This window comes from Bradyrhizobium australafricanum, from assembly GCF_020329495.1.
In the GTDB taxonomy this organism is placed as follows: domain Bacteria; phylum Pseudomonadota; class Alphaproteobacteria; order Rhizobiales; family Xanthobacteraceae; genus Bradyrhizobium; species Bradyrhizobium australafricanum.
The window spans coordinates 37,210-60,287 of sequence record NZ_JAGKJL010000053.1 but is presented as its reverse complement, the minus strand read 5'-3'; the positions used below and the strand labels follow the sequence as shown (position 1 = coordinate 60,287).

The 23,078-nt window shown below is 65.0% G+C and carries 23 protein-coding genes; 12 read left to right on the top strand and 11 right to left on the bottom strand.

All coding sequences use genetic code 11. The features are described from left to right. From J6525_RS34665 to J6525_RS34645, 5 genes are all read right to left on the bottom strand, one after another. Nucleotides 1–217 (bottom strand): helix-turn-helix domain-containing protein (locus tag J6525_RS34665; protein WP_225647727.1); only part of this gene is annotated, 217 nt, incomplete at its 3' end. A gap of 124 nt (nt 218–341) precedes the next feature. Further along, nucleotides 342–857: an SRPBCC family protein gene (locus tag J6525_RS34660; protein ID WP_225648027.1), complete on the bottom strand. Its 516-nt coding sequence runs from the start codon at nt 855–857 to the stop codon at nt 342–344. A gap of 26 nt (nt 858–883) precedes the next feature. Continuing rightward, nucleotides 884–1,357: an SRPBCC family protein gene (locus J6525_RS34655; protein WP_225648026.1), complete on the bottom strand. Its 474-nt coding sequence runs from the start codon at nt 1,355–1,357 to the stop codon at nt 884–886. Next, nucleotides 1,350–1,814, bottom strand: a complete 465-nt coding sequence (locus J6525_RS34650; protein ID WP_225648025.1) for an SRPBCC family protein — start codon at nt 1,812–1,814, stop codon at nt 1,350–1,352. The genes J6525_RS34655 and J6525_RS34650 overlap by 8 nt, the downstream gene beginning before the upstream one ends. Next, nucleotides 1,807–2,121, bottom strand: coding sequence for an ArsR/SmtB family transcription factor (locus J6525_RS34645; RefSeq protein ID WP_028343393.1), 315 nt, complete (start codon nt 2,119–2,121; stop codon nt 1,807–1,809). Before J6525_RS34645 ends, J6525_RS34650 begins: the two co-directional genes overlap by 8 nt. 120 nt (nt 2,122–2,241) lie before the next feature. Here J6525_RS34645 and J6525_RS34640 point away from each other — a divergent pair, with 120 nt between their 5' ends. The 4 genes from J6525_RS34640 to J6525_RS34625 all read left to right on the top strand — a co-directional run bounded on the left by J6525_RS34640 (nt 2,242) and on the right by J6525_RS34625 (nt 7,030). Then, nucleotides 2,242–3,684 carry an LVIVD repeat-containing protein gene (locus tag J6525_RS34640; protein WP_312010019.1) on the top strand — a complete coding sequence of 481 codons (1,443 nt, stop codon included), beginning with the start codon at nt 2,242–2,244 and terminating at the stop codon, nt 3,682–3,684. Nucleotides 3,685–3,691: 7 nt separating this feature from the next. Then, entirely contained in the window at nt 3,692–4,234 is a 543-nt protein-coding gene (locus tag J6525_RS34635) for a hypothetical protein (protein ID WP_225648023.1), read from the top strand. Between the two features lie 247 nt (nt 4,235–4,481). After that, a complete protein-coding gene (locus J6525_RS34630) occupies nt 4,482–5,099 on the top strand; it encodes a LysE family translocator (protein WP_018269825.1) in 618 nt (205 codons plus the stop codon). A 164-nt stretch (nt 5,100–5,263) separates the two neighbouring features. Next, entirely contained in the window at nt 5,264–7,030 is a 1,767-nt protein-coding gene (locus tag J6525_RS34625) for an adenylate/guanylate cyclase domain-containing protein (RefSeq protein WP_225648022.1), read from the top strand. A gap of 64 nt (nt 7,031–7,094) precedes the next feature. Here J6525_RS34625 and J6525_RS34620 read toward each other — a convergent pair whose 3' ends face one another. Genes J6525_RS34620 through J6525_RS34610 form a run of 3 tightly spaced genes read right to left on the bottom strand, consistent with a single transcriptional unit; the run spans nt 7,095 to nt 11,355 of the window. Next, nucleotides 7,095–8,018: an FAD binding domain-containing protein gene (locus tag J6525_RS34620; protein ID WP_225648021.1), complete on the bottom strand. Its 924-nt coding sequence runs from the start codon at nt 8,016–8,018 to the stop codon at nt 7,095–7,097. After that, the gene (locus J6525_RS34615) at nt 8,015–10,696 is read right to left on the bottom strand and encodes a molybdopterin-dependent oxidoreductase (protein WP_225648020.1); all 2,682 of its coding nucleotides are present in this window, start codon (nt 10,694–10,696) and stop codon (nt 8,015–8,017) included. The genes J6525_RS34620 and J6525_RS34615 overlap by 4 nt, the downstream gene beginning before the upstream one ends. Continuing rightward, nucleotides 10,693–11,355, bottom strand: a complete 663-nt coding sequence (locus J6525_RS34610; protein WP_225648019.1) for a TetR/AcrR family transcriptional regulator — start codon at nt 11,353–11,355, stop codon at nt 10,693–10,695. The genes J6525_RS34615 and J6525_RS34610 overlap by 4 nt, the downstream gene beginning before the upstream one ends. Before the next feature lie 193 nt (nt 11,356–11,548). Between J6525_RS34610 and J6525_RS34605 the strand changes: the two genes are divergently transcribed. Next, the gene (locus tag J6525_RS34605) at nt 11,549–11,782 is read left to right on the top strand and encodes a DUF6894 family protein (RefSeq protein WP_092087436.1); all 234 of its coding nucleotides are present in this window, start codon (nt 11,549–11,551) and stop codon (nt 11,780–11,782) included. Between the two features lie 9 nt (nt 11,783–11,791). Then, nucleotides 11,792–11,971 carry a hypothetical protein gene (locus J6525_RS34600; RefSeq protein WP_225648018.1) on the top strand — a complete coding sequence of 60 codons (180 nt, stop codon included), beginning with the start codon at nt 11,792–11,794 and terminating at the stop codon, nt 11,969–11,971. Nucleotides 11,972–11,983: 12 nt separating this feature from the next. Here the strand turns inward: J6525_RS34600 and J6525_RS34595 are convergent, their stop codons facing one another. Continuing rightward, nucleotides 11,984–12,916, bottom strand: a complete 933-nt coding sequence (locus J6525_RS34595) for a helix-turn-helix transcriptional regulator (RefSeq protein WP_092087438.1) — start codon at nt 12,914–12,916, stop codon at nt 11,984–11,986. A 482-nt stretch (nt 12,917–13,398) separates the two neighbouring features. Here J6525_RS34595 and J6525_RS34590 point away from each other — a divergent pair, with 482 nt between their 5' ends. The 6 genes from J6525_RS34590 (at nt 13,399) to J6525_RS34565 (ending at nt 20,127) form a co-directional block, all read left to right on the top strand. Next, nucleotides 13,399–14,235, top strand: coding sequence for a helix-turn-helix transcriptional regulator (locus J6525_RS34590; RefSeq protein ID WP_376708596.1), 837 nt, complete (start codon nt 13,399–13,401; stop codon nt 14,233–14,235). A gap of 97 nt (nt 14,236–14,332) precedes the next feature. Continuing rightward, nucleotides 14,333–14,665: a hypothetical protein gene (locus J6525_RS34585; protein WP_225648017.1), complete on the top strand. Its 333-nt coding sequence runs from the start codon at nt 14,333–14,335 to the stop codon at nt 14,663–14,665. A gap of 113 nt (nt 14,666–14,778) precedes the next feature. Further along, nucleotides 14,779–15,984, top strand: a complete 1,206-nt coding sequence (locus J6525_RS34580; protein ID WP_225648016.1) for an NAD(P)/FAD-dependent oxidoreductase — start codon at nt 14,779–14,781, stop codon at nt 15,982–15,984. A gap of 329 nt (nt 15,985–16,313) precedes the next feature. After that, nucleotides 16,314–18,608, top strand: coding sequence for a TonB-dependent siderophore receptor (locus J6525_RS34575; RefSeq protein WP_225648015.1), 2,295 nt, complete (start codon nt 16,314–16,316; stop codon nt 18,606–18,608). Nucleotides 18,609–18,794: 186 nt separating this feature from the next. Continuing rightward, nucleotides 18,795–19,937 carry a PepSY-associated TM helix domain-containing protein gene (locus tag J6525_RS34570; RefSeq protein WP_283848659.1) on the top strand — a complete coding sequence of 381 codons (1,143 nt, stop codon included), beginning with the start codon at nt 18,795–18,797 and terminating at the stop codon, nt 19,935–19,937. A 7-nt stretch (nt 19,938–19,944) separates the two neighbouring features. Next, entirely contained in the window at nt 19,945–20,127 is a 183-nt protein-coding gene (locus J6525_RS34565; RefSeq protein WP_092087447.1) for a hypothetical protein, read from the top strand. A gap of 191 nt (nt 20,128–20,318) precedes the next feature. On the opposite strand, the gene J6525_RS34560 is transcribed toward J6525_RS34565, so the two are convergent. Together J6525_RS34560 and J6525_RS34555 are read right to left on the bottom strand one after the other, a co-directional pair. After that, nucleotides 20,319–22,058, bottom strand: coding sequence for an adenylate/guanylate cyclase domain-containing protein (locus J6525_RS34560; protein WP_225648013.1), 1,740 nt, complete (start codon nt 22,056–22,058; stop codon nt 20,319–20,321). 128 nt (nt 22,059–22,186) lie between these two features. Further along, nucleotides 22,187–22,984, bottom strand: coding sequence for an N-formylglutamate amidohydrolase (locus tag J6525_RS34555; RefSeq protein WP_225648012.1), 798 nt, complete (start codon nt 22,982–22,984; stop codon nt 22,187–22,189). Between the last annotated feature and the right edge of the window lie 94 nt (nt 22,985–23,078).

Below are 23,078 nucleotides of genomic sequence, written 5' to 3'. Positions count from 1 at the left end.
CACAAACGGCCCTTTCTTCAACCGCGGAGAGGCTGGTCGTGAGGTTCTTCGGCCGGTGCGAGCGGTCTTCGACCGTCGTGCGGCTGCGCCAGCGATAAATCGTGGTCTCGCTGACCCCCAATTCGGCCGCCAACTGAGCGACCGACTTCCGGCTGCGCTGGATGTAGGCACGTGTCTTCGGCGTCGTCGTGGCGTTCGCGTGCAAGCTCAGTTCCATGACACGAGGCGCTCCCTAACAAAGGCCACGCCTCGTTCTACACCGATTCCATCCAACCAATCTGCAGGGACCAAACACTTTCGCGGGGGCGACAGCGGAGTATGGAGCGGCCGTATCGCCAACCTCACGTCGGCATCGCAATTCCCAATTCCTTCAGCGCGGCCATCATGCGCGCTGGCGGCTGCATCGGGATCACCATTGCCTTGCCGGTCTCCACGAGGCTCTTCAGGCTGGAGAGGATCGCCGGCCAGCCGGTGCGGCCGCCTGCGAGAATGTCGTCGCTGATCGGACGGTCATGCGATTGCAAGAGCGTCAGCTTCACGCCGTCGCCGGCCGGCTCGATCTCGTAGGTGACGAGCGTCGGCCCGAGCTTTTCGACCAGCTGCGGCCAGTTGACGTTGAAGGTGACGGTCAGCCGCTTGAGGGGATCGCACTCGATCACCTCGCCGGAGATGTGCAGCGCGCCGTCGGGCGTCCGCACGACGTAGGCGCCGCCGAGGCGAAGATCGACCTCGACCGCGTTGCCGGAGAAATACTGCCGGCTGAATTCGGCAGTCGTCAAAGCCTGCCACACCTTTTCGGGCGTGGCGGCGATGTAGATCGCGTAGACGATTGCCGGTTTGAATTTCTCGATGTTCATGTCTGTACGCACCCGTCGATAGATTTTCATTGTCGTTCGAAGCCGTCGATCCCGAGCGCGGCCGGCGGGATCGTGACCGCCTTGCCGGTCTCGAGCAGGCTCTTGAGCCCCGACAGGATCGCCGGCCAGCCCTTGGAAATGCCGTCGAGCAGCTTGCTGCCCGCGCCGAAGCCCTCATGGGTCACGGTCAGCTTCACGATCTTGCCATGGGCTTCGAGCGTGAAGACCACCTTGGTTGCCGGCTCCTTGCGCATGTCCTCGTCGAGCACGTGCTTGAAGGTGTAGGCGAGGCGTCGCGGCCGGTCGGCCTCGAGGATCTCACCGGTGTCGGTGGTCTTGCCGCCCATCACCAGCGCGAGCGGCGAGCCGACCTTCCAGTCCGATTGCAGCTCGGTGTCGAACCAGTATTGCCGCGTGAACGCGCTCTTGGTCAGCGCGTCCCACAGCTTGTCCGGCGTGGTCTCGATGTAGGTGACGTAGGCGAATTCGGGCTTAGGCATGGTAGGCCTCCCTGGCGCCGCTGGTGAGCAGGTCGGCCGGCAGCTCGCGCCCGGTCTCGAGGAAGCTCTTCAGGCTTGCGATCACCATCGGCCAGCCGCCGGAGATGTCGCGCAGCGTCTTCGGACCCAGATTATCATGCGTCACGGTCAGCTTGACCACTCCGCCGTGGGGCTCGATGTCGAAGGTCACGCGCGAGACCTGCTCGCGCTCGACGCCTTCCTTCACGACGTCCCAGCTGTAGGCGAGCTTGTTCGGTGGATCGGTAATCAGCACCTCGCCCTGCACGGCGCGGCGCCCGTCCTTGGTAAGAGAGAAAAGCGAGCCGACCTTCCAGTCGGAACTGATGCGATAGCCGAACCAGAAGCGTTCGGTGAAGTCGCTCGATGTCAGCGCATGCCACAGTTTGTCGGCGGTGGTCTCAATATAGGTGACGTAGACGCAGTCCGGTTTACTCATCACGCTTCTCCAATTGTCTTTTCAACTCGCTCAGCGCGGCGAGTTTCCCGCGCTCGAACTTCCTGATCCACCGCTCGCCGATCTGATGGATCGGAACCGGGTTGAGATAGTGCAGCTTCTCGCGGCCATGCTTGATCGTGGTGACGAGGTTGGCCTCCTCGAGAATCACAAGGTGCTTGGTGACGGCCTGACGCGTCATGTCGAGGCCGTCGCAGAGCTCACCGAGCGTCTGCCCGTTCTGATCGTGAAGCCGGTCAAGCAGCGTTCGCCGTGAGGCATCCGCGAGGGCTTTGAAGACTTCATCCATGGGTCGGATAATAGGCAACCAAATGGTTGCATGTCAAGAGCGTGTGTTTTGGCATCGGCAGTACCGTGCTAGCGTCGCCCGCAGCCAACGCAGATTGGTGTGGAACATTGGGTGGTGCGCATGGGCGGTCGCGTTACGGCAGTTTGCTGCACGTTCTTTCTTGTCCTGCTCGCAAATGGTGCGGGCGCCCAGCAGCCAAAGATCGGCGACCCGCCTGAAGCCTCCAACATGAGGCTGGTCGGAACCAACGACTTGCAGGCGCGCAGCGCCTATCAGCCGACCATCCATCATCAGGGCGACAAATGGATCGCCTATATCGGTCATCACGGCGGCACCGACGACATTCCCGACCCCGTCAACCCGATGACCGGCAAGGCCGAGCCGAACGGCACCTCGATCGTCGACGTCACCGATCCCGCGCACCCGAAATATCTGCGGCACATTCCCGGACAGGAAGGCAAGTATGAATCCGGCGGCGCGCAGATGGTGCGGGTCTGCGACGGCAAGGATTTGCCGAGGGGCGATCGCAACGCGGTTTACATGCTGCGCACTTTCGGCAGCGAGGCGCATGAGATCTGGAACGTCGCCGATCCCGCCAATCCGGTGCTCGTCACCCGGATCGGCGGCCTGAAGGACACGCACAAGAGTTTTTGGGAATGCGGCACCGGCATCGCCTTCCTGGTGTCGGGCGCGCCGGACTGGCGCACGCGGCGCATGACGCAGGTCTATGATCTTTCCGATCCCGCGCACCCCACGAAGATCAGGGATTTCGGCCTGCCCGGGCAGGAGCCGGGCGCGACCGGCGCTGTGCCGACCGAACTGCACGGGCCGATCTCGACCGGGCCAACGGGCAACCGCGTCTATTTCGGCTATGGCACCAACAAGGGCGGCTTCCTGCAGATCGTCGACCGCGACAAGCTGTTGAACGGACCGAAGGAGCCGACGCCGGACAATCTGAAATTCCCGGAGATCGCGCGGATGCCGCTATCCGCCATGAATGGCGCGCACACGGTGTTTCCGATGCCCGACATGCCGATCGCCGAATTCGCCCACGACAAGGACGGCAAGAGCCGCGACATCGTGATGATCGTCGACGAGGCGATCCAGAACGAATGCGGCGAGGCCCGGCAGATGGTGTGGTTTGCCGACGTCACCACCGAGGCGCGGCCGATGCTGATCTCGAGCTACACGGTACCCGAGGCCTCCGGCGCGTTCTGCGAGCGCGGCGGCCGGTTCGGCTCGCATTCGTCGAACGAGAGCATGGCGCCGGTCTACTACAAGAAGCTGGCCTTCATCGCCTTCTTCAACGCCGGCGTCCGCGCGCTCGACATCCGCGATCCCTATCACCCGAAGGAAGTGGGGTACTTCATTCCCTCCATCACGGCGGCGACCGACAAGCGCTGCGTCACCATCGACGGCAAGGACCGCTGCAAGGCCGCGATCCAGACCAACAATGTCGAGACCGACGAGCGCGGCTACATCTATGCGGTCGACCGCGCCAACACCGGACTGCACATCCTCGAACTGACCGGCGCTGCGCGCGCCATCGCCGGTCTGCCGTGAGCACGCGATGATGCACTCATGGCGGGTCATCGCGGCGATGATCCTCGTGCTCGGCGGGCTCTCCGCAGTTGCGGGCTACGAGATGGCGCCGCCGCGCGCGGCCGCGTGGCGCGAGATCGCCTGGCCGTTTCCGCGCGACGGCTGGCCTGCCGGCCGGGCTTTCCGTTGCGGCGCGGCGGAGTGCGGTGACGACGTCGAGGTTTATCTCAGGCCAAAGCTCGGCTTCTGCAATTGCGACGGCGGCGTCGCCGATGACGACGAGGTCGATCGCGTCGCCGATGTCGACATGATCAGCCCGCGCTTTGTGCCGCTGAAGGCGGGCGATGTCGTTGCTGTCGCCGATATGCCGGGGCGGATCAGGGTCTATGATCTCGAGATGCCCAACGGGAAGCGCACTGCGATCGGCATCGCGGTGTCGCATCGCTGCGACCTGATGGCGGTCGTGGCGCAGGGGAGCGGCGATGTTGGGCGCGTGCAAAGCGCGACGTTGACATTTCTGGAGGGGCAAGAGATCAGGTCATGGATGATCGCGGCAATGGAAGGCCGTTGAGCGTGATCTCTCTTCACCTCGCCCCGCTTGCGGGGAGAGGTCGGATCGCATCGCCAGATGCGATCCGGGTGAGGGGGGTACAGGTCTAACGGCCCGCACCGCCTGGCGGAGAGAGCCCCTCACCCCAACCCTCTAAGAGCGAGCTTCGCTCGTCTCGACCCCGTGAAGAGCGGGGCGAGGGAGCGGACGCGCTTCCATGTCTGCCACTCTCGTGCATAATGACGATAAGAAACAAACGAGCTCTCCCATGTCCCTGCAAGCCTATTTCGCCTTCGTCGCCGCCTGCATCGCGCTGGCGCTGCTGCCCGGTCCGATCGTCACGATGGTGATCGCCAACGGGCTGCGCTACGGCACGCGCGCCGCGCTCACCAACGTGCTGGGCGCGCAGGTGGGGCTTGCGATCGTGATCGGCACCGTCGCGGTCGGGCTGACCTCGCTGATGGCGACGATGGGCTACTGGTTCGACTGGGTGCGCTTTGCCGGGGCCGCCTATCTGGTCTGGCTCGGCTTCAAGCTGATCCGCTCGCCGGTCGAGGGCGTCAGCACCGACGACACGCCGCCACCGCCGCGCGGCGGCTTCTTCCTGCAGGGCTTTCTGGTGCTGCTCTCGAACCCGAAGGTGCTGGTGTTCTTCGGCGCCTTCATCCCGCAGTTCATGGATATGGACAAGCCGCACGTTCCGCAGGTGGCGCTGCTCGGCCTCACCTTCATGGCGACCGCCGTGCTGACCGACGCCGCCTACGCCTTGGCGGCCGGCCGCGCCCGCAAGTTCTTCTCCAGGGAGCGGACCCGGCTGATGTCGCGCATATCAGGCGGCTTCATGATCGGCGGCGGCATCTGGCTGGCGCTGACCCGGGCGCGATAGACCCGCTGGGCGATAGCCTCAAGATCGTCGTTGACCAAGCCGCCGATTTCCAGCCTGGGCAAGCAGCGCGGACGTTTGCTCTAGCCCGGAGGCCGTCAGCCGTGCTTTGATCGGCGACGAAAATTAACCCCTCGTCCGGGGGCATGTCTTTGACCACCGATAGCATGGATCGGCGTCTGGCAGCGATTCTGGCGGCCGATATCGCCGGCTACAGCCGGCTGATGGGAATCGACGAGGAAGGCACTCTGGCCAAGCTGAAGTCGGTCAGGCGGGCGTTGCTGGATCCAGCGCTGGCGGCGCATCGCGGCCGTGTCGTCAAGACGACCGGCGACGGAATACTCGTTGAATTCGCCAGCGCCGTCGACGCGGTGCGCGGTGCCGTCGAAGTGCAGCGCCGCATGGCCGATCAGAATGCTGCCGTGCCGACGGAACAGCGGCTCGAATTCCGAATCGGAATCCACGTCGGCGACATCATCGTTGATGACAACGATATCTTTGGCGACGGCGTCAACATCGCAGCGCGCCTGGAGGGGATTGCCGAGCCGGGTGGCGTCTGCATTTCCGATGACGTGCAACGGCACATTCGCGGCAAGGTCGATGCGACCTTCGAGGACATGGGGCCGCAGGCCCTGAAGAATATTGCCGAGCCTGTTCGGACATGGAGAGTTCGCGTCGGCGGCGCCTCCGCAGCGGCCGCGGTCGCGAAGCACGCTGCCCCGGCTTCCCCAGCCGCGATTGCCGAGAAAGCCTCCATCGCGGTGCTGCCGTTCCAGAATATGAGCGGCGATCCGGAGCAGGAATACTTTGCCGACGGCGTCGTCGAGGACATCATTACCGCGCTGTCGCGCTTCAGATCGCTGTTTGTGATCGCGCGCAATTCAAGCTTCACCTACAAGGGAAAGTCCGTCGACATCAAGCAGGTCGGGCACGAGCTCGGTGTGCGATACGTGCTGGAGGGATCAGTGCGCAAGTCGAGCGGCCGCGTTCGGATCACCGCGCAGCTGATCGAGGCCGGCAGCGGTACGCATCTCTGGGCGGACAGGTTCGATGGCGAACTGAGGGACGTGTTCGATCTGCAGGACCAGGTCACCGCGAATGTCGTCAGCATCATAGCTCCGAAGATCCAGCAGAGCGAAATCGAACGAACCCGAACCAAGCCGACCGACCGTCTCGATAGCTACGATCTCTTTCTGAGAGGCATTGCGGCCTATGCAGACCGCTCCAAGTGGGGCGACGCTGAACTCGGCGAGTGGTTCAACAAGGCATGCGCGCTTGATCCCAACTATGCGGCCGCTCAGGTCATGCTGGCCTATTCGTCACTGCTGAAACAGACCACGCGCGGCACGCCCCCCGGCGCGCAGGAGTTGGCGGAGGCGCTGCGGATCGCCGAATTCGCCTGCGTGCTGGCGAGCGACGATCCGTTCGTGCTGGCGCGCGCGGCTCACATGTTTGCCTATCTCGGCCACGACTACGATCGCGCTGAAACCATGATCGAAGAGGCGATCTCGCTCAATTCGAACGATGCTGCGGCGTGGGGATATCGCGGCTGGATTTCGCTCATGTGCGCGCAGCCGGCACGCGCGATCGAAAGTTTTGAGCACAGACTCCGGCTCAGCCCGATCGATCCCGGGCGGGCGTCGATGTGGAACGGAATCAGTTTCGCGCATTTCATGCTCGGTCAGTATGAGCAGGGCCGCGCGGCCGCCGCCAAGGCGCTGGTGATCGGCGAAGACGCACACACGCTCAGCGCGTTGATCATGAACGAGGTTGGCTCGGGGCGCCTCGACGAGGCGCGCGTCATCGCCGGCCGGCTGCTCAAGCTGCGGCCCGATTTCCGCGCGTCCTACGCGCGGCAGAATTTTCCGACCAGATCCGCCGAATGGGGCGACCGCATGGTCGCCGTGCTGTGTGAGGCCGGCATACCGGCGTAGGAATTCCTGGATCTATGCATTCCAGACGCGACGCTGTCTCGAGGCGGCGAATGGGCGCTTGATCCTACGCCACGATCCGCTCGACCACGTCGCGCACCAGGCCCGTCAGCAGCTCGAGCTTGTATCCGGTCATCGGCAGCGGCCTGGCTCCCGAGATCGCCAGCTCGGTGGCTTGCGCGATGGTCGCCGCGTTAATCTGCTTACCCTGCAGCGCCGCCGCGGATGCGGTCAGACGCAGCGGGACCGGAGCGATGCCGCCGGCGGTAATGTGCACTTGCTGAAATGCGCCGCCGGAGATCACCGCCCGCACGCAGATCTCGACCAGCGGCCATTCCGCATGCGTCCGGCTGATGGCGCGCTTGTACAGCGCGCGCTCGCCGGCGAGCGGAGCAGGGAGCTCGATCCGCTCGATCCGTTCGCCCGGTGCAAGCAGATTGTCGGCCGTGCCGTTGCTGCCGTCGCCGAGCAGCTCGGAGATCGACAAGCCGCTGCGCCGGTCGGTGGTGATCTTCGCATCATAGGCGAGCAGCGCCATCGCCATCGTCGATGGATGCGGCGCGACGCATGGGCCGAGATCGAACGCGACGTGATAGAGGTGATTGCCGGATCGCGCCGGGCAGTCGGGGCCGCCCTTCTTGAGACAGGCGATCTGCGGATTGCGGAAATACCAGCAGCGCGAGCGCTGGGCGAGGTTGCCGCCGAGCGTCGCCATGTGCCGGATCTGCGGCGTGGCGAGGCCCTGCGCGGCTGCGGCGATGCCGGGGTAAGCCTCGGCGAGCCGCGGATCGGATGCGATCGCAGCGATCGTGGTCAGGGCGCCGATGCGGGCCGAGCCGTCCGCATTCCACGCAACGCCGATCGTATCGGGACTGGCGGCGAGATCGATGATCGAGCCGCACGACAGGCCGCTGCGGCGGCGCTCCGACAGATCGGTGCCGGCGGCGCGGAATTCGGGCGCGGAGATGACGTCTGCAGTCGCGACACTCATGCGGCGTCCCTCCCCTTCAGCGCGGCGACGATGCGGTCGGGCCGGATCGGAATCTCGGTGAGGCGGACGCCGATCGCGTTGTGGATCGCGTTGGCGACGGCGGCCGAGGTCGGCACCGTCGAAGCCTCGCCGATGCCGACGCTGTTGCCGAGCACGTGGTCGAAGCCGGCTTCGTCGAAATGGACCTCGATCTCCGGCGTGTCGGCGATCCCAGGGATGCGATAATCCTCCATTCCCGCGGTCAGGACGTCGCCGGTCTTCGGATCAAGCTCGCGCGCCTCGTAGAGCGCGTAGCCGAGGCCCTGGATCACCGCACCGCAAGCCTGGCTGCGCGCCAACGCGGGCGCTGCGATCTTGCCGACCGCGATGCCGGTATGCACGTTGAGCACGCGGACATGGCCGAGCCAGGTGTCGACCTCCACCTCGATCATCTGCACCGAGCTCGGCACGCCGGCGCCGACCGCGATGTTCGAGAAGCGGCGCATCATCCAGCCGAACACCATGCCCATCAGGCCGACTTCGCGCAGCGGCGAGCGGATGCCGGGCGCGGTGTTCTTGCCGTCCTCGCCGCGCGTCTCCACCACCGCGATGTCGGGCGAGCGCGCGATCAGCTCGCGCCAGGGCGCGTTCGAGCCGGGCGCCGGCTTTCGCGTGGCCTGTTCGAGCATCGCGGCCTTCAGCTTCCGCACTGCCTGCAGCGTCGGCGGCATCACCGAGGCGGTGACGCGGCTGCCGCCGGAGCCGGGGCCTTCGGGCAGCGAGGAATCGCCGATCCGCACATCGATCTCACCGGGTTCGAGATCGAACTCGCGCGCGATCGCGTCGGCAAGCACGCTGCGGGTGCCGGTGCCGATGTCCTGCGTCGCGGTGCTGGCGACGATGCGGCCGGCCTTGACCGCGACCTCGACCTTCACTTTGGGCTGCCACAGATAGAGCCAGTAGCCCGTCGCGATCCCGATGCCGCGGCGGTAGCGCCCGTTCTGCGCCGGTTTGCGGTTGCGCCAGATCTCGAGCCCGGATGCCCAGTCGTAGAGCCGCTGACGGTTGGGATCGGGATCCCAGCGCTTGCGCAAGGCGATCGGATCGACGTTGAGCCGCAGCGCGGCCTCGTCGATCGACTGCTCCACCGCGAACGCCATCGGCGGACCGCCGGGGCCGCGAAAGGCGGCGCCGGGCGGCAAATTGCTGATGACGTCGAAGTCCGAAAGGTCCTTCGCCTCGGCCGGATAGATCAGCCGCGCCAGTCCCGCGATCGTCGAGTTGGTCGCGGCCCCGGTATCGGCGTGCGCGGTGACGGAGAGCGCTTTCAGGCCGCCTTGCTCGGAAGGCAGCAGCGCGACCTTCAACTCCGCGGCCGGCCGATAGCCGGCAACCGAGAGTTCTTCCTGGCGATCATAGGCGACTCGCACCGGCGCTTTCGCCGCGCGCGCCAGCTCGATGGCGGCAATCGTCTCGGTGCCGAGGCTCGCCTTCGAGCCGAAGCCGCCACCGACATGCTCGGCGATCACGCGGACCTTGTCATGATCGAGCTTGTAGCGTTTTGCGATCTGCTCCTTCAGGTGAAACACCTGCTGGGTCGAGGCGTGCAGGGTCAGCCGGTCGCCGTCGAAGCGCGCCACCGCGGCGTGGGGCTCGAGACACGCATGCTGCTGCGTGGCGGTGCGGAAAGTGGCTTCGATGAGCAGCTTGTTGTTGGCCTGGCGCGCCTCGTCGAACCAGTTGCGGGCCTTCTTGGCGCGGGTCGAGAACACCGCGGTCGGACCGCGGATATTCTGCTTCCACGGCGCCGGCCCGCCGGCCGCTTCCGAGACGTTGCCGGCCCGCTTGCGGCTCGCCTTGTCGAACACCACGGGCGCATCATCCTTGCGTCCGGCGTCGAGCCCGACCACCGCGGGCAGCCGCTCGCTGGTCAGCTTGATCGCGGCCAGCGCGGCCAACGCCGTCTTGCGGTCCGGAGCTGCGACCGCCGCAATCGGCTCGCCGACATAGCGCACGATCCGGTCGTCGCCGAGCAGCGACACCGCGGTAACGCCGGGGAGCGCGCGCGCCGGCGCCAGATCCAGCGTGGTGATGCGCGCATGCGCCTCGCGCGAGCGCAGGATCAGGCCTTCGAGCTGGCCGTCATGATGGATATCGACGGTGTATTTCGCCGCGCCCGTCACCTTGTCGCGGGCCTCGATGCGGGGCGCCGTGACATGATCGCCGTCGAAGCGGCCGGCGCAGGCATCCGCCATCGCGCGGAAAATCCCGTCATAGGCGCCGCAGCGGCAGAGATGGCCGGACAGCGCCGCGCCGATCTCGTCGCGCGACGGCACCGCCGTTCCCCTGATGGCGCGCCAGCGGTCGCAGAACGCGGTCGCTTCCACGATGAAGCCGGGCGTGCAGAAGCCGCATTGCAGGGCGTCATGCGCCATGAACGCCTTCTGCACCGGATGCAGCCCGGACGCGCCGATGGCTTCCACCGTCGTCACCGATTTGCCGGCGGCGGCGTGCGCCGGCATCAGGCAGCTTGCGACCGGCGCGCCGTCGACCAGCACGGTGCAGGCGCCGCAGACGCCGGCGCCGCACACGAGCTTGGTGCCGGTGAGCTTGAGCTGGTCGCGCACGATGTCGATCAAGAGCGCATCGGGATCATCGGGCAGGGATTCGACGCGGCCATTGACGGTCGTCGTGCTCATGGATGTCCTCCGCTTGTCCTGCGTGTCGGCCTCTTGGGGATTGCCGCCTTCTTGACGGGCGGCTTCTGTGATTTCGGTAGCGCGCCGGCGCAGAGCGTCCGCACCATGATCGCAATGTCCTTCAGGAACGCATCCGACGGCTGCATCGCCGGATATTGCGACTTCGCTGCGTACATCGCCATCTCGACCAGCCGCGCGAATTCGGCCGGCGAGAGGTCCTGCGGCAGCGCCAGCTGCTGCTTGCGCACGATCCGCGAGATCGTCGCGACCATGCGCTCCGCATAGCGCGCGGCGTAGGTCTGGTAGAGGTCGCGCGCGTGCACGAGGTGCTCGGAATACAGTTCCTCGAGATGCGGCGAGCCGTCCAGCGAGCCGATCATGGTCGACATCCGCGCGGTCATGCCCGCGGCGAGGATGTCGCCGAGATCGCCGCCCGCGGTCTCCGCCGCGGCAACGGCGGTCTCCTCGGCCGCGATCGCGGATTCATGCACGCGCTCGATCACGGCGCGGAACAGCGCTTCCTTGGATTCGAAGTGGTGATAGAGCGCCTGCCGCGTCAGGCCGGCGGCCTCGGCGACCTGCTCGATTGAGGAGCGGCGAAAGCCGTGCCGGCGGAACACCAGCATGGTGGCATCAAGAATGCGGGTTTTCGGTCCCATTTGACGATTTTGACAAATATAGAAGAACTGTCAAATCGCGATTTGGTGAGGAGGCGGTGCTGGGGCTTGATCACCATTCCGCGAGGCCGCCGCGCGGCCCGCGCCCGTGTGAACCGCCTTGCGAATGGTCGCGTCGAAGAAACGTGGAGCTCCAAAGATGACCTTCTGGTCCGGAGCTTGCGAGGATACGCACATGACCCAGGTCTTTTTCCATTGCTCGACCACGCACGGGGTGCTGATGGATCGCCGCGGCACCTCGGTGACCAGCCTCTCGGAGGCCTGCGAGGCGGCGACGTGCATGATGCGATCGCTGGTCGCAACCGTCAGCCTGGAAGACTGGCGCGACTGGGTCGTGCATGTCAGCGACGAGGCCGGCGAGGAGATCGTGATCCTGTCCTTCGCATCCGTGCTCGGCAAGCCGCACTGAGAGGGCGCCATGCTGTCACCGCACGCATCATTGCTCTCTCTGCGCGACGGCTGGAACGCGATCACGACGAGCTTGCAGAATCTGATCGCGCGAATTCGCGATCCCTACCGGCCCGAGCTGCACTACATGCGCGGACCGGGTCCCAAATGGCACGCGAAGCATGCCGTTCGAGCCGCGCCGGCCGGTTGAACGCGGCGCTGTTCAGCTCTCGCTTCTCGCCGGGCGGTACATCTCGCGCCGCCACGCCGCCGGGCTGACGCCGACCACGGCGGAAAACACCCGCGTGAAGTGGCTTTGATTGGCAAAGCCGGCCGAAATCGCGATCTCGGACAGCGACAGGTCGCGCGCCGCCATCAGCTGCTTGGCCACCTTCAGGCGCTGCTGAAGCAGCCATTGGTGCGGCGGCAGGCCGGTGGAGATGCGGAAGGCGCGCGAAAAATGGCCGACCGACAGATCGAGCTCGGCCGCGATCTGCTTCAGCGAAATCTTCCCGCTGAGGTCGGATTCGAGCTTTTCGCAGGCGCGGTTGATCTGCCAGGCGGCGAGGCCGCCGCGGGCCGGTCCGGTCGGGTGTTGTATTCCGCCATAGGTGCGGGTGACGTGCGCGGTAAGCGCCAGCATCATGTGGTCGATGAACAGCTGGTTGGTCTCGTCCGGCCGACGCAATCCCTCGCGCAGCAGCGCCCCGACATGACGAATGACGCCGTCGTCGTGACCGGTGCCGATTTCGCAGGCCAGTTCGCCGATGCGCGGCGAGCCGGTCTGTTCGGCGAAGTCAGTGAGCGCCGAGCGCGGCAGATAGAAGAACAGCGAGTGGAACGGCTTGTCGATCACGTAGCGCGGATCGCGTTTGAGATCGTAGAGATAGGTCGCGCCCGCCGGGATGTCCCGCTTCATGAGGCACTTGCCGCCCTCCCACAATTCGCAGTCCGGATAATCGTGCAGCTTCAGGCTGACCAGAAAGGCATCCTCGGCGGTGAGCGATCCGGACAGCCCGGGCACCGGGTTGTCGTCCCGGGTTTCGGTGACCGCGAGCTCGGCGCTGCGCAGCGTGCGCGTGATCAGCGCCGGCGGCGTATCCCTCAGGCGTAGGAATTGCCCGAGCCGCTGCCCGTAGGCGCCCGCCTGTGCCATGCGTGTTGAGTCCATCATTGATGTGCAGCCGGGCAGGGACCTGTCGGTCAGCCTGCGAAGCCGTCACTCATTATCCGGGATTGCTGCGGCGCAGTCCAGTTGTCTCACGCGATCATGAACGATGCTGCCGGTCGTTCAGCGCAATGCGATTCCGGAATGAATTCAACTGCTTTGGTCCAATCGACCGTGCCGGACGCAGAAATGTCGCAGCCGCGCGCTTGGCGCAGAATTGGGCAAAGCATGGCCGTTTCAGGAAAGACATTCGAACTGCGCGGCGCTTACGTCCGGCGGGCAGTTCCGCGCCTCATGGGGCCGACAGACCGGCCCGCAAGGAGGGAGCGCATGAGCCTTCAAACGCGAGCACAGGTGATGAGTAAGCCGATCCTGCACGATCCTTTGCGGGATTCGCCCGCCGCATCCGAAGCGCGGCCGGCCGAGGCACCGGCCGGTCCGCGCTGCCCGCCGGCCAGGAGATGGCCCGCGTGCTCAAGACGCAGCCGCTTCGCATGGCGGCCGACCCGTCGAGCGGCGCGATCGCCTATTGGAAGCATGACGCCCTGCACGACGTGGTCAGGCCGATGGTCGACCACGTCGTCATGAGCTATCCCGCAGGCTCGCAGCGGCTGGAGCGGCGCACCGGCAGGGTGGCTTCGATCGGAACGGCCCGGTCCGGGGTCGTGACGATCATCCCGGCCGGCTCGAGCTCGCGCTGGGATATCCACCAGTCGGTGCACGTCGTTCAGCTCTATCTTCCGCATGCGACGCTGGCGCGCGTCGCCGGCGAGGCCGACACCGCCGCTCCCGGCGATCTGCTGGAGCGCACCGGGCATCCCGATCCGATTACATCGCGGTTGCTGCTGAGCGCCGCTGATGCGCTCGATGGCAGCGCGGCGCTGGATGCGCTGTTCCGGCAGCAATTGACGGATCTTTTGGCCACGCGCCTGCTGTCGGCGCACGCCGGCGTGCCTGCGACCGTGCAGGTGACCGTAGGCGGTCTTGCGCCGACGGCGCTGCGCCGCGCCATCGAGCGATTGCGCTCGGACAGCGATGCGGACGTCTCGCTCGCGGCGCTGGCGGCGGACGCCGGCCTGTCGCGCTTTCACTTCTGCCGCGCCTTCAAGGAAAGCACCGGGCTCTCGCCGCATGCCTGGCTGCGCCAGCACCGGCTCGAGCAGGCCATGAACATGCTGCGCGACACCGACGCATCCGTGGTCTCGATCGCGGCGGCGCTCGGCTACAGTTCGCAGACCGCGTTCGCGGCCGCGTTCAGGAAGCTGACCGGCGAAACCCCGAGCGATTGGCGGCGCCGCCTGCGGTAGCCGCAATCGCTCTTCAGGTCGGGCAATCGCTCTGGGGCACTCATCCAGCCAATTCGCTAGATCACCGTGGCGCCCATGCCAACAACGGAGACAAGCGATGGCCTGGAAGGATTTCGGTAGCTCCCTTGCAGTCACACGGCGACGCCGGGTCCTCGCGACTGCACTGACGTACGGACTTACGCTCACCGTCCGCTTCACGTCGGCAACCGGCGAGGACGCCGATGCGCCGGCACAGGCGCTTCAGGGCGCCGATGCCATGACGTCGGTGATGATCAGCGACGCCGCCCAGGCACTCTACCGGGACTGGCTCCCGGCGGCCGCGCTGCCGATCGGCCTTCAGCATGGATCGTTGTTGGGCGCGAGAGGCTGCCGCGCAGCCTGCATGCCCGGGGCGCGCACGCCGTTCCTGTCGAGCTGCGCCCGGCAATAGGCGCTCGCCTTTCCACCTCTTCGCGTCGCCGATCGCGACAGGCTTCGCCGCAAGCGGCAGGCGGCGACGGCAACGCGCGGACATCAGAGACTGTCAACCCAGAGGAGATACCCATGCGAATTGTCATCATTGGCGCCGGCTTTGCCGGCATGTATGCCGCGCTCTCCGCAGCCCGCCTGCGCGACATCAAGGGCGTTTCGCCCGAGGAGCTCGAGATCGCCCTGGTCGCGCCGGAGCCGACCCTGGTGGTCCGCCCGCGGCTCTACGAGCCGAAGCCGGAGACGCTGACCGCGCCGCTGCTCGACGTCTTCAACGCGATCGACGTCGTCTATGTGCAGGGCAGCGCCGAAGCCGTCGACACCAAGGCCCGCACCGTACAGATCGTCACCGCCAAGGACGCGCGCAAGACGCTGCCTTACGATCGCCTTGTGGTGGCGACCGGCAGCCGGCTGTTCCGTCCGAACGTGCCCGGCCTCGCCGAGCATGGCTTCAGCGTCGACAATCTTGCGGACGCGATCGCGCTCGACCGCCATCTGCACGACCTCGCCAGGCAGCCGGCATCAGTGGCGCGCGACACTGTCGTTGTTGCCGGCGGCGGCTTCACCGGCATCGAAGCGGCGACCGAGATGCCGGCGCGGCTCCGGGACATTCTCGGCAGCGACGCCAAGCCGCGCGTCGTGATCGTCGATCGCAACGTGGCGATCGCGCCCGACATGGGCGAGGGCCCGCGCCCGATCATCGAGGACGCGATGCGCAAGCTCGGCGTCGAAGGCCGCTTCGGCGCCGGCGTCGCCGAGGTCAGCAAGTCCGGCGTCACGCTCTCCAGCGGCGAGCATATCGAGGCCGCGACCGTGGTCTGGGCGGCGGGCATTCGCGCCGCGCCGCTGACCACGCAGATCCCGGCGGAGCGCGACAATTTCGGCCGGCTGCTGGTCGACCGCGATCTGCGCGTACCGTCGATCGCGGGCGTGTTCGCCACCGGTGATGCGGCGCGTGCCGCATGCGACGATGTCGGCAATTACGCGCTGATGTCGTGCCAGCACGCGACGCGGATGGGCGCCTTTGCCGGCAACAACGCCGCGGCCGAGCTGCTTGGCGTCCCGACCAGGCCGTATCACCAGAAGGCCTATGTCACCTGCCTCGACCTCGGCGAGGCCGGTGCGCTGTTCACCCGCGGCTGGGAGCGCAATGTCGAGATGGTCGGCGATGTGGCCAAGAAGACCAAGCGGGAGATCAACACCGTCTGGATCTATCCGCCGCGCGCCGAGCGTGCCGCTGCGCTCGCATCCGCCGATCCGGAGCACGTCACCGAAGTCTGACGCTGAGCTCGGCGAAAGCACCGCAACTGCGATCGCGCGCTGCGCGCGATCGGTCTGATCATCGCTTCCGCGCACGGCGTCGTTCGATCGCTGTGCGCGGAACTGACTCGAAGTATCGCGGAGCGAAACGCAGTTTAGAATCGTCCTTAGAAGCGCTCGAAAAATCTGAGGCGCATTGACGCAGTTTCGCTGCGTTCACGTTGCGAGCTCGCAACACCATCGGCGATAAGCCCAACACTGGACGTGTTCTAATCACCGATCAGCTGCGTACGTCTTTCATCGTGTTAGTGACGGCGAGGATGAAGGCGATGTGAGTTGACGGGGGTCGGATGTTTCGTCGCACTGCGCTGGCGGCCGGGTACATGGCCGGCAGCGGTTTGTTCGCGCTGAGTGTGGTGACGCCGCGTGAAAGCGTTGCGCAATCGGCGCTGCCGCCGGTGACGGTCGAGGCGCCGAAACAACAGCAGCAGGCGCGGCGGACGCTGCCGGCGCGACGCGCGGCGCGTCCTGCACGTACGACGCCGCGATCGATCGCGAACCGGGCGCCCGCGCAGAACGTTCCAGCACCGGGGGCAGGTGGCGGCGGAGAGCGCGGCAACGGCCCGGTCACCGGTTATCTCGCCAGCCAGAGCGTCACCGCAACCAAGACCGACAGCCCGGTCCTGACGACGCCGCAGTCGATCTCGATCGTCACCCAGGATCAGATCCAGGCGCAGGGTGCGCAGAACATCACCGAAGCGCTGCGTTACACGCCCGGCGTGACGATCGAGAGTTTTGGCGCCAACGCGTTCTTCGACGAGTTCAAGCTGCGGGGCTTCACCGCGCCGCGCTATCTCGACGGGTTGCGGCTGCCGACCGACACCACGACCTTCGCGGTCCCGCGCATCGAGACCTATGGTCTCGAGCGCATCGAGGTCCTGAAGGGGCCGTCATCCGGCCTGTATGGACAATCCGATCCGGGCGGCCTGTTGAACCTGGTCAGCAAGCGGCCCACCGAGACGCCGCATTACGAGATCGAGGGATCGTTCGGCTTGTTCGATCGCTTCCAGGGCGCCTTCGATATCGGCGGTCCGGCCGACAAGGACGGCCGGTTCCTTTACCGCATCGTCGGCCTTGGCCGCGACAGCAACAGCCAGACCGACTTCGTTCAGGACAACAAGCTGTTCATCGCGCCGAGCTTCACCTGGCGCCCGACCTACGACACCAGCTTCACCGTGCTCTCGCAGTACCAGAAGGTCGACAACAAGGGTTACCAGCAATACGTCCCGGGACAGGTGTCCTTCCTGCCCAACCCCAACGGACATATTCCCTACAGTCGTTACCTCGGCGAGCCCGGGCTGGATGGCTATCATCTCGAGCAGTTCGCGGTCGGCTACGCGTTCGAGCATCGCTTCGACAACATCTTCCAGTTTCGGCAAAACCTGCGCTACACCCAGGTCAGCAACGACCTCGCCTCGGTGCGGACCGAGGGCATGGTGACGGATCGTCTGGTCGCGCGCAGCTACAACTACGTCAAGGCCGACGCCGCCAATGTCGCGCTCGACAATCAGCTGCAGGCGGATTTCGCCACCGGGCCGCTGGTCCACAAGGTGCTGGCCGGCGTCGACTACTTCGATCTGTGGGCGAACACGGACTATCGCACGACGCCGATTGCGCCGATCGATGCCTATAGTCCGGTCTACGGCACCGCCGTTCCGTCAGCCAGCTCGCTGGCGCCGTTCATTCTGCGCGACGACAGGCAGTCGCAGCTCGGCGCCTATCTGCAGGATCAGATCAAGCTCGATCGCTGGACGCTGACCATGAGCGGCCGCCAGGACTGGGTCAGCTCCGGCTTCACCAGCATGGCGTTCTATCCGCCGGCCGGCCATTATTCGCGCGATGACTCGGCGCAAACCGGGCGCATCGGCCTGAGCTACCTGTTCGATATCGGCCTCGCGCCCTATGTCAGCTACGGGACCTCGTTCACGCCCAACCTCGGCGCCGACAGCGCCGGCCGATCGTTCAGGCCGACGACAGGCGAGGGCGCGGAGGTCGGCGTCAAGTTCAAGCCGAACGGCTCGAACTTCATGGCGACGGCGGCGGCGTTCGATATCCGTCAGCAGGACGTGCTGACCGCCGATCCCATCAATCCGCTCTTCAACGTGCAGACCGATGCCGTGCGCGTCCGCGGCTTCGAGCTCGAGCTGAAGGGCAATCTGACGCGCGAGTTCGAAATCACGGCGGGATACACCCATCTCGACCCGCGGGTGACGACGAGCATCGTCGGCTATGCCGGCAAGTACATGATGAACACGGCGCAGGACCAGGGCGCGGTCTGGGGCAAGTATACCTGGTATGACGGCGCGCTCGCGGGCCTTGGGCTCGGCCTCGGCGTGCGCTATGTCGGCGAGACCTACGGCGACAACTTCAATACCTTTGTCATTCCCTCCTATGCCTTGCTCGATGCATCGGTCAGCTACGACTTCGCTTATCTGCGGCCGGACCTGAAGGGCTGGAAGGCACAGATCAACGTCACCAATCTGACCGACCACTTCTACGTTGCATCCTGCCTCACCGGACTTCCCTATTGCGGCCTCGGCAATGGCCGCACGGTGCTGGGCACGATGAAGTACACCTGGAACTAAAGCATGATCCCGAAAAGTGCGAAGCGGTTTTCGGAAAGGATCATGCTCAAACAAAAGCATGATCCCGAAAAGTGCGAAGCGGTTTTCCGAAAAGATCATGCTTCAACAAGAGGCTAAAGCTCGATGACGATCCAACCTGATCTCATCGCGCTTTAGGTAACGAAATTGACTGCGACGACCAGATCCTTGCGGCGATGGGGCGCTGTCCATAAATGGACCAGCCTCATCTGCACGTTGTTCATGCTGCTGCTCTGCATCACCGGCCTGCCGCTGATCTTCCACGAGCAGATCGACGATCTCCTGCACAGCCAGGTCAAGCCGGCCGACGTGCCGCCAGGCACGCCGCAGGCCAATCTGGACCGTCTGCTCGGCAACGCGCTGGCGCAGGCGCCGGGAAAGGTGCCTCACTTCCTGATCTGGGATCGCGACGATCCGAGCGCGATGTTCGTCAGCGTCGGCCCGACCATCGATGCCGATCCGACCAACAATTTGCTGATCCGGATGGACACCCATAGCGGCGCCTATCTCGATGCGCCCGATGTGACCGGCCGCTTCACCTACATCATGCTGAAGCTGCACACCGACATGTTCGCCGGGCTGCCCGGCAAGCTGTTCCTCGGATTGATGGGGATCCTGTTCTGCGTCGCGATCATCTCCGGCATCGTGGTCTACGCGCCGTCGATGCGGAAACTGCGTTTCGGCGCCTATCGCGCGCAGCGGACCCGCGTCGTGCGCTGGCTCGACGTCCATAATCTCGCGGGCATCCTGCTGGTCGCCTGGACGCTGGTCGTTGGCTTCACCGGGGTCATCAACACCTGGGCCGACCTCGTGCTCAAGATGTGGCAGTTCGGCCAGCTCGCCGAAATGACGGCGCAGTACAAGGACCGGCCGGTGCCGTCGAAGCTGACCTCGCTGAATGCGGCGGTCGAAGTGGCCACCCATGCGGTGCCCGGCATGACGCCGAGCTTCGTCGCCTTCCCGGGAACCCTGTTCAGCAGCAAGAGCCACTACGCCGTGTTCCTGCATGGCGATACGCCGCTGACTTCGCGGCTGCTGAAGCCGGCGCTGATCGACGCGGAAACCGGCAAGCTGACCGATACAAGGGATATGCCTTGGTATGTGACGACCCTGTTCGTCTCGCAGCCGCTGCATTTCGGCGACTATGGCGGCATGCCGCTCAAGATCGTCTGGGCACTGCTCGACATCCTGACCATCTTCATCCTGGTGACCGGCGTGTACCTGTGGATGCGCCGCCGCAAGGCGGGCGTGAGCCAGGAACGCGCGATCGCCGACGCCGCCTCCATCGACAAACCCGCATTATCGTCGTGACGTCAGCATGGTCTCGCATCGTTCATTGACCCAGATCTTCGGCGCTCCGCTCGTCATCGCGATCGTGAGCACGGTCGGATTGATCAGCGCGCTGGTCGGCGACGGCTGGTGGGATGCAGTCTCATGGGCTGGGCTCGGCCTGCCGGTGCTGCTCTATCTGGTGTTCATCTGGCGGCGCCAGCCGAATTGATCGGGTTGACCTGATCGCGCCTCGAACCGGTCGTGCAATCAGCAAAGCTGGTCCAATCGGAATATGCCGATCCCTGCGGTGCCTCATCTACGGAGATGCGCAAGAAGCCGAACCAGCAATCGAATAAGCAGTCGCGGCCGCGCAGGTGTCTGGCGTGTGGCGTCGCGCCGGCATTGTAAGAGGACGGGTTTTCACTCCGGGAGCCCCGCCATGCGTAGCGGGTTGACCAATGCATCCAGGTCGCCTTGTCGGCGATACGGCAGCAGCCTGGCCCAGCGGGCCAGGCTGAAATTGGGGTGGCCCGCCAGCAAGTCGCTCGAGATCATGCGCGCTTCATCTTGCCGGCCGAGATTCCAAAGCGCCGCTATGAGTGTCGACTGCGCGGTCAGCCAGAGCGGCCGCTGCCTCAGGACGCGGGAGGCCATATCGTGCGCCGCCGCGAAATCTCCGAGATGAAATCTTGCGCGCGCTTCGTCCACCATCGATTCGTTGCGCTCAATCGGACTGAGCCGTTGGGCGTGTTCCTCGTAGAGGACGGCTTTTCGGAAATTGCCGGCGTAGCCGTGGTACATGCCCGCCATGTGATGGGCGTCAGAGCTGCTGGGAGCAAGGCTGATCGCCGTTTCTCCCGCTGCCACAGCCTCATCATGACGGCGTTGATAGGTACGAACATAGCCGATCACCAGGTATGCTTCCCCGAAGCTGGGGTCGGCGGCGAGAGCCCGATCAGCGCAGCCCAGTGCGGCTTGATACGCTTCATTTTCATCCTTGATCCAACCGAAGCGCGCCTGGTCAGTCAGGGTAAGACCCAACAAGTAGAGCGCCGGCATAAACGAGGCATTGATCTCCAGCGCCTGTTCAAAAAGCTTCCGGGCCTGTGCGTGAGTTTGTCTCGCGAAATTAACGTACAGGGCGCGTCCCTTTAAAACATACTCATAAGCCAGCGGACTGCCCGAGCGTTTTCTCCACACCCTTGCGCGTTCGCCGACCGTCAACTGGACCTCAAGCGCTTCGACGATCTCTTGCGTAATTCGGTCCTGGAGATCGAACACGTCGTCCAGGTTTCCGTCAAAGCGATCCGCCCAGAGATGACCGCCGTCTCGACCATCAATCAACTGCGCCGTCAACCTGATGCGATTGCCGATCTTTCGAACGCTCCCCTCCAGCAGATAACGAGCACCCAGGATCTGACCGATTTCGCGAATGTCCCGGTTCTGTCCCTTGAACGCGAAGCTCGAGTTGCGAGCTATCACCATCAATTCCTGAATCTTTGACAGGGTCGTAAGGACGTCTTCCGCGATCCCGTCCGCGAAATACTCCTGCTCGCTGTCGCCGCCCATGTTCTGAAACGGCAGCACCGCGATGGAGGGCTTTCCCGAAAACGGGCGCATGTGATGCGATTCGGCGGGAGTTGGATGGCGCTCAGGCGAAGGTCTGGCGCCGATCTTCATTCGCCAGGCGCGGATCGGTTCAGTGATGTTTTTCAGATTCTGTTGGCCCATGTCTTCGAAGGCTGCATCGACCTTGCTCCGGATCTGCCGGTAGGCGTCGTCCGACAGGCATATGCCGCCCGGGTCCGCGATGTTCTCCAGCCGCGCGGCGATGTTGACGCCGTCGCCGAAGATGTCGTCATTGTCGATGATAATGTCGCCGACGTGAATGCCGATGCGAAATTCGATCCGCTGCTGTTGCGATGCGGATGCGTTAAGCTCCGCCATCCTGCTCTGGACCTCTACAGAGCTGCGCACTGCGTCGACGGCGCTGCCGAATTCGACCAGCATACCGTCGCCGGTCGTTTTGACGATGCGGCCGCGATGAGCGGCGATCGTTGGATCAATGAGATTCTTTCTGGCCGCCTTGAGCCGCGCGAGCGTGCCTTCCTCGTCCGTTCCCATCAGGCGGCTGTAGCCGGCGACATCTGCCGCCAGCACTGCTGCCAGTCGCCTTTCCACTCGCTCGGGCGCCACGGACTACCCTAACTTGGAAGTTCAACCCAGCCAATTAAAGCACGTCGAGCTGGCTTCGGGCTAGAGGCCACGGCCTGGCTGACCATTAGTCGCTAGATCAGCGCTTCCGTGCGCAGCGCTGCCTCGATCTCGCCGAGGATGCGCGCCAGCCGTTCGGCCCACGCCGTCTCGCCGGCTTGGTCGGAGATCAGGTCCTGGCGGATCTCGATGCCCGAGTTCATCAGGCCGCGTGCCTCGCCATGCACGGGGATCGTGTAGTCGGTCTCGTCGCTGACCGCATAGGGCTCGTTGTCGCCGACCACGAGATCGCCCTCGGCGCGCAGATGCTTCAACAGCAGCGGCGGCAGTACCGTGTCGCGGTGGTAGAGCGTGCCGATGTGCCAGGGTCGCGCGATGCCGGCGTAGATCGGCGTGAAGCTGTGCAGCGACACCAGCATCGTCGGCAGGCCCTGCTGCGCACGCGCGTCGATGATCTCGTCGATGCGTTTGTGATAGGGATCGAAGATCTGCGCGTGGCGCATCTCGGCGGCCTCGCGCGACAGGCCTTCATTGCCCGGCACCGTGGTGGCCTCGCTGATCAGCGGGATCGAGCTTGCGACATGCGGCGGACGGTTGCAGTCGATCACGAGCCGCGAATAGCGCTGCGCGATCAAATGCGCGCCGAGCCGGTCCGAGAGGCGGGTTGCGACGCCGGCGATGCCAATGTCCCAGGCGATGTGCCGCACCAGCTCATCTTCGGGCAGACCGAGGTCGCCGAGCGGAGAGGGAATCAGCCTGCCGTAGTGATCGCAGGTGAACAGGAACGGCGAGCGGCCGTCGGCATTGTGTTCAAGAACCGGTGAAGCGTCGGTGCTCGCGAGCAGGAACGATGGACCGCCTCCGTAATTCAAGGGCTTTTTTCCTCGACTTTGCCTATTCAGGCGGCATGCTGATCTGGAATCGGGCAGCTTTCTCTATAGATTATGCAGCCCGAAATCACGATGA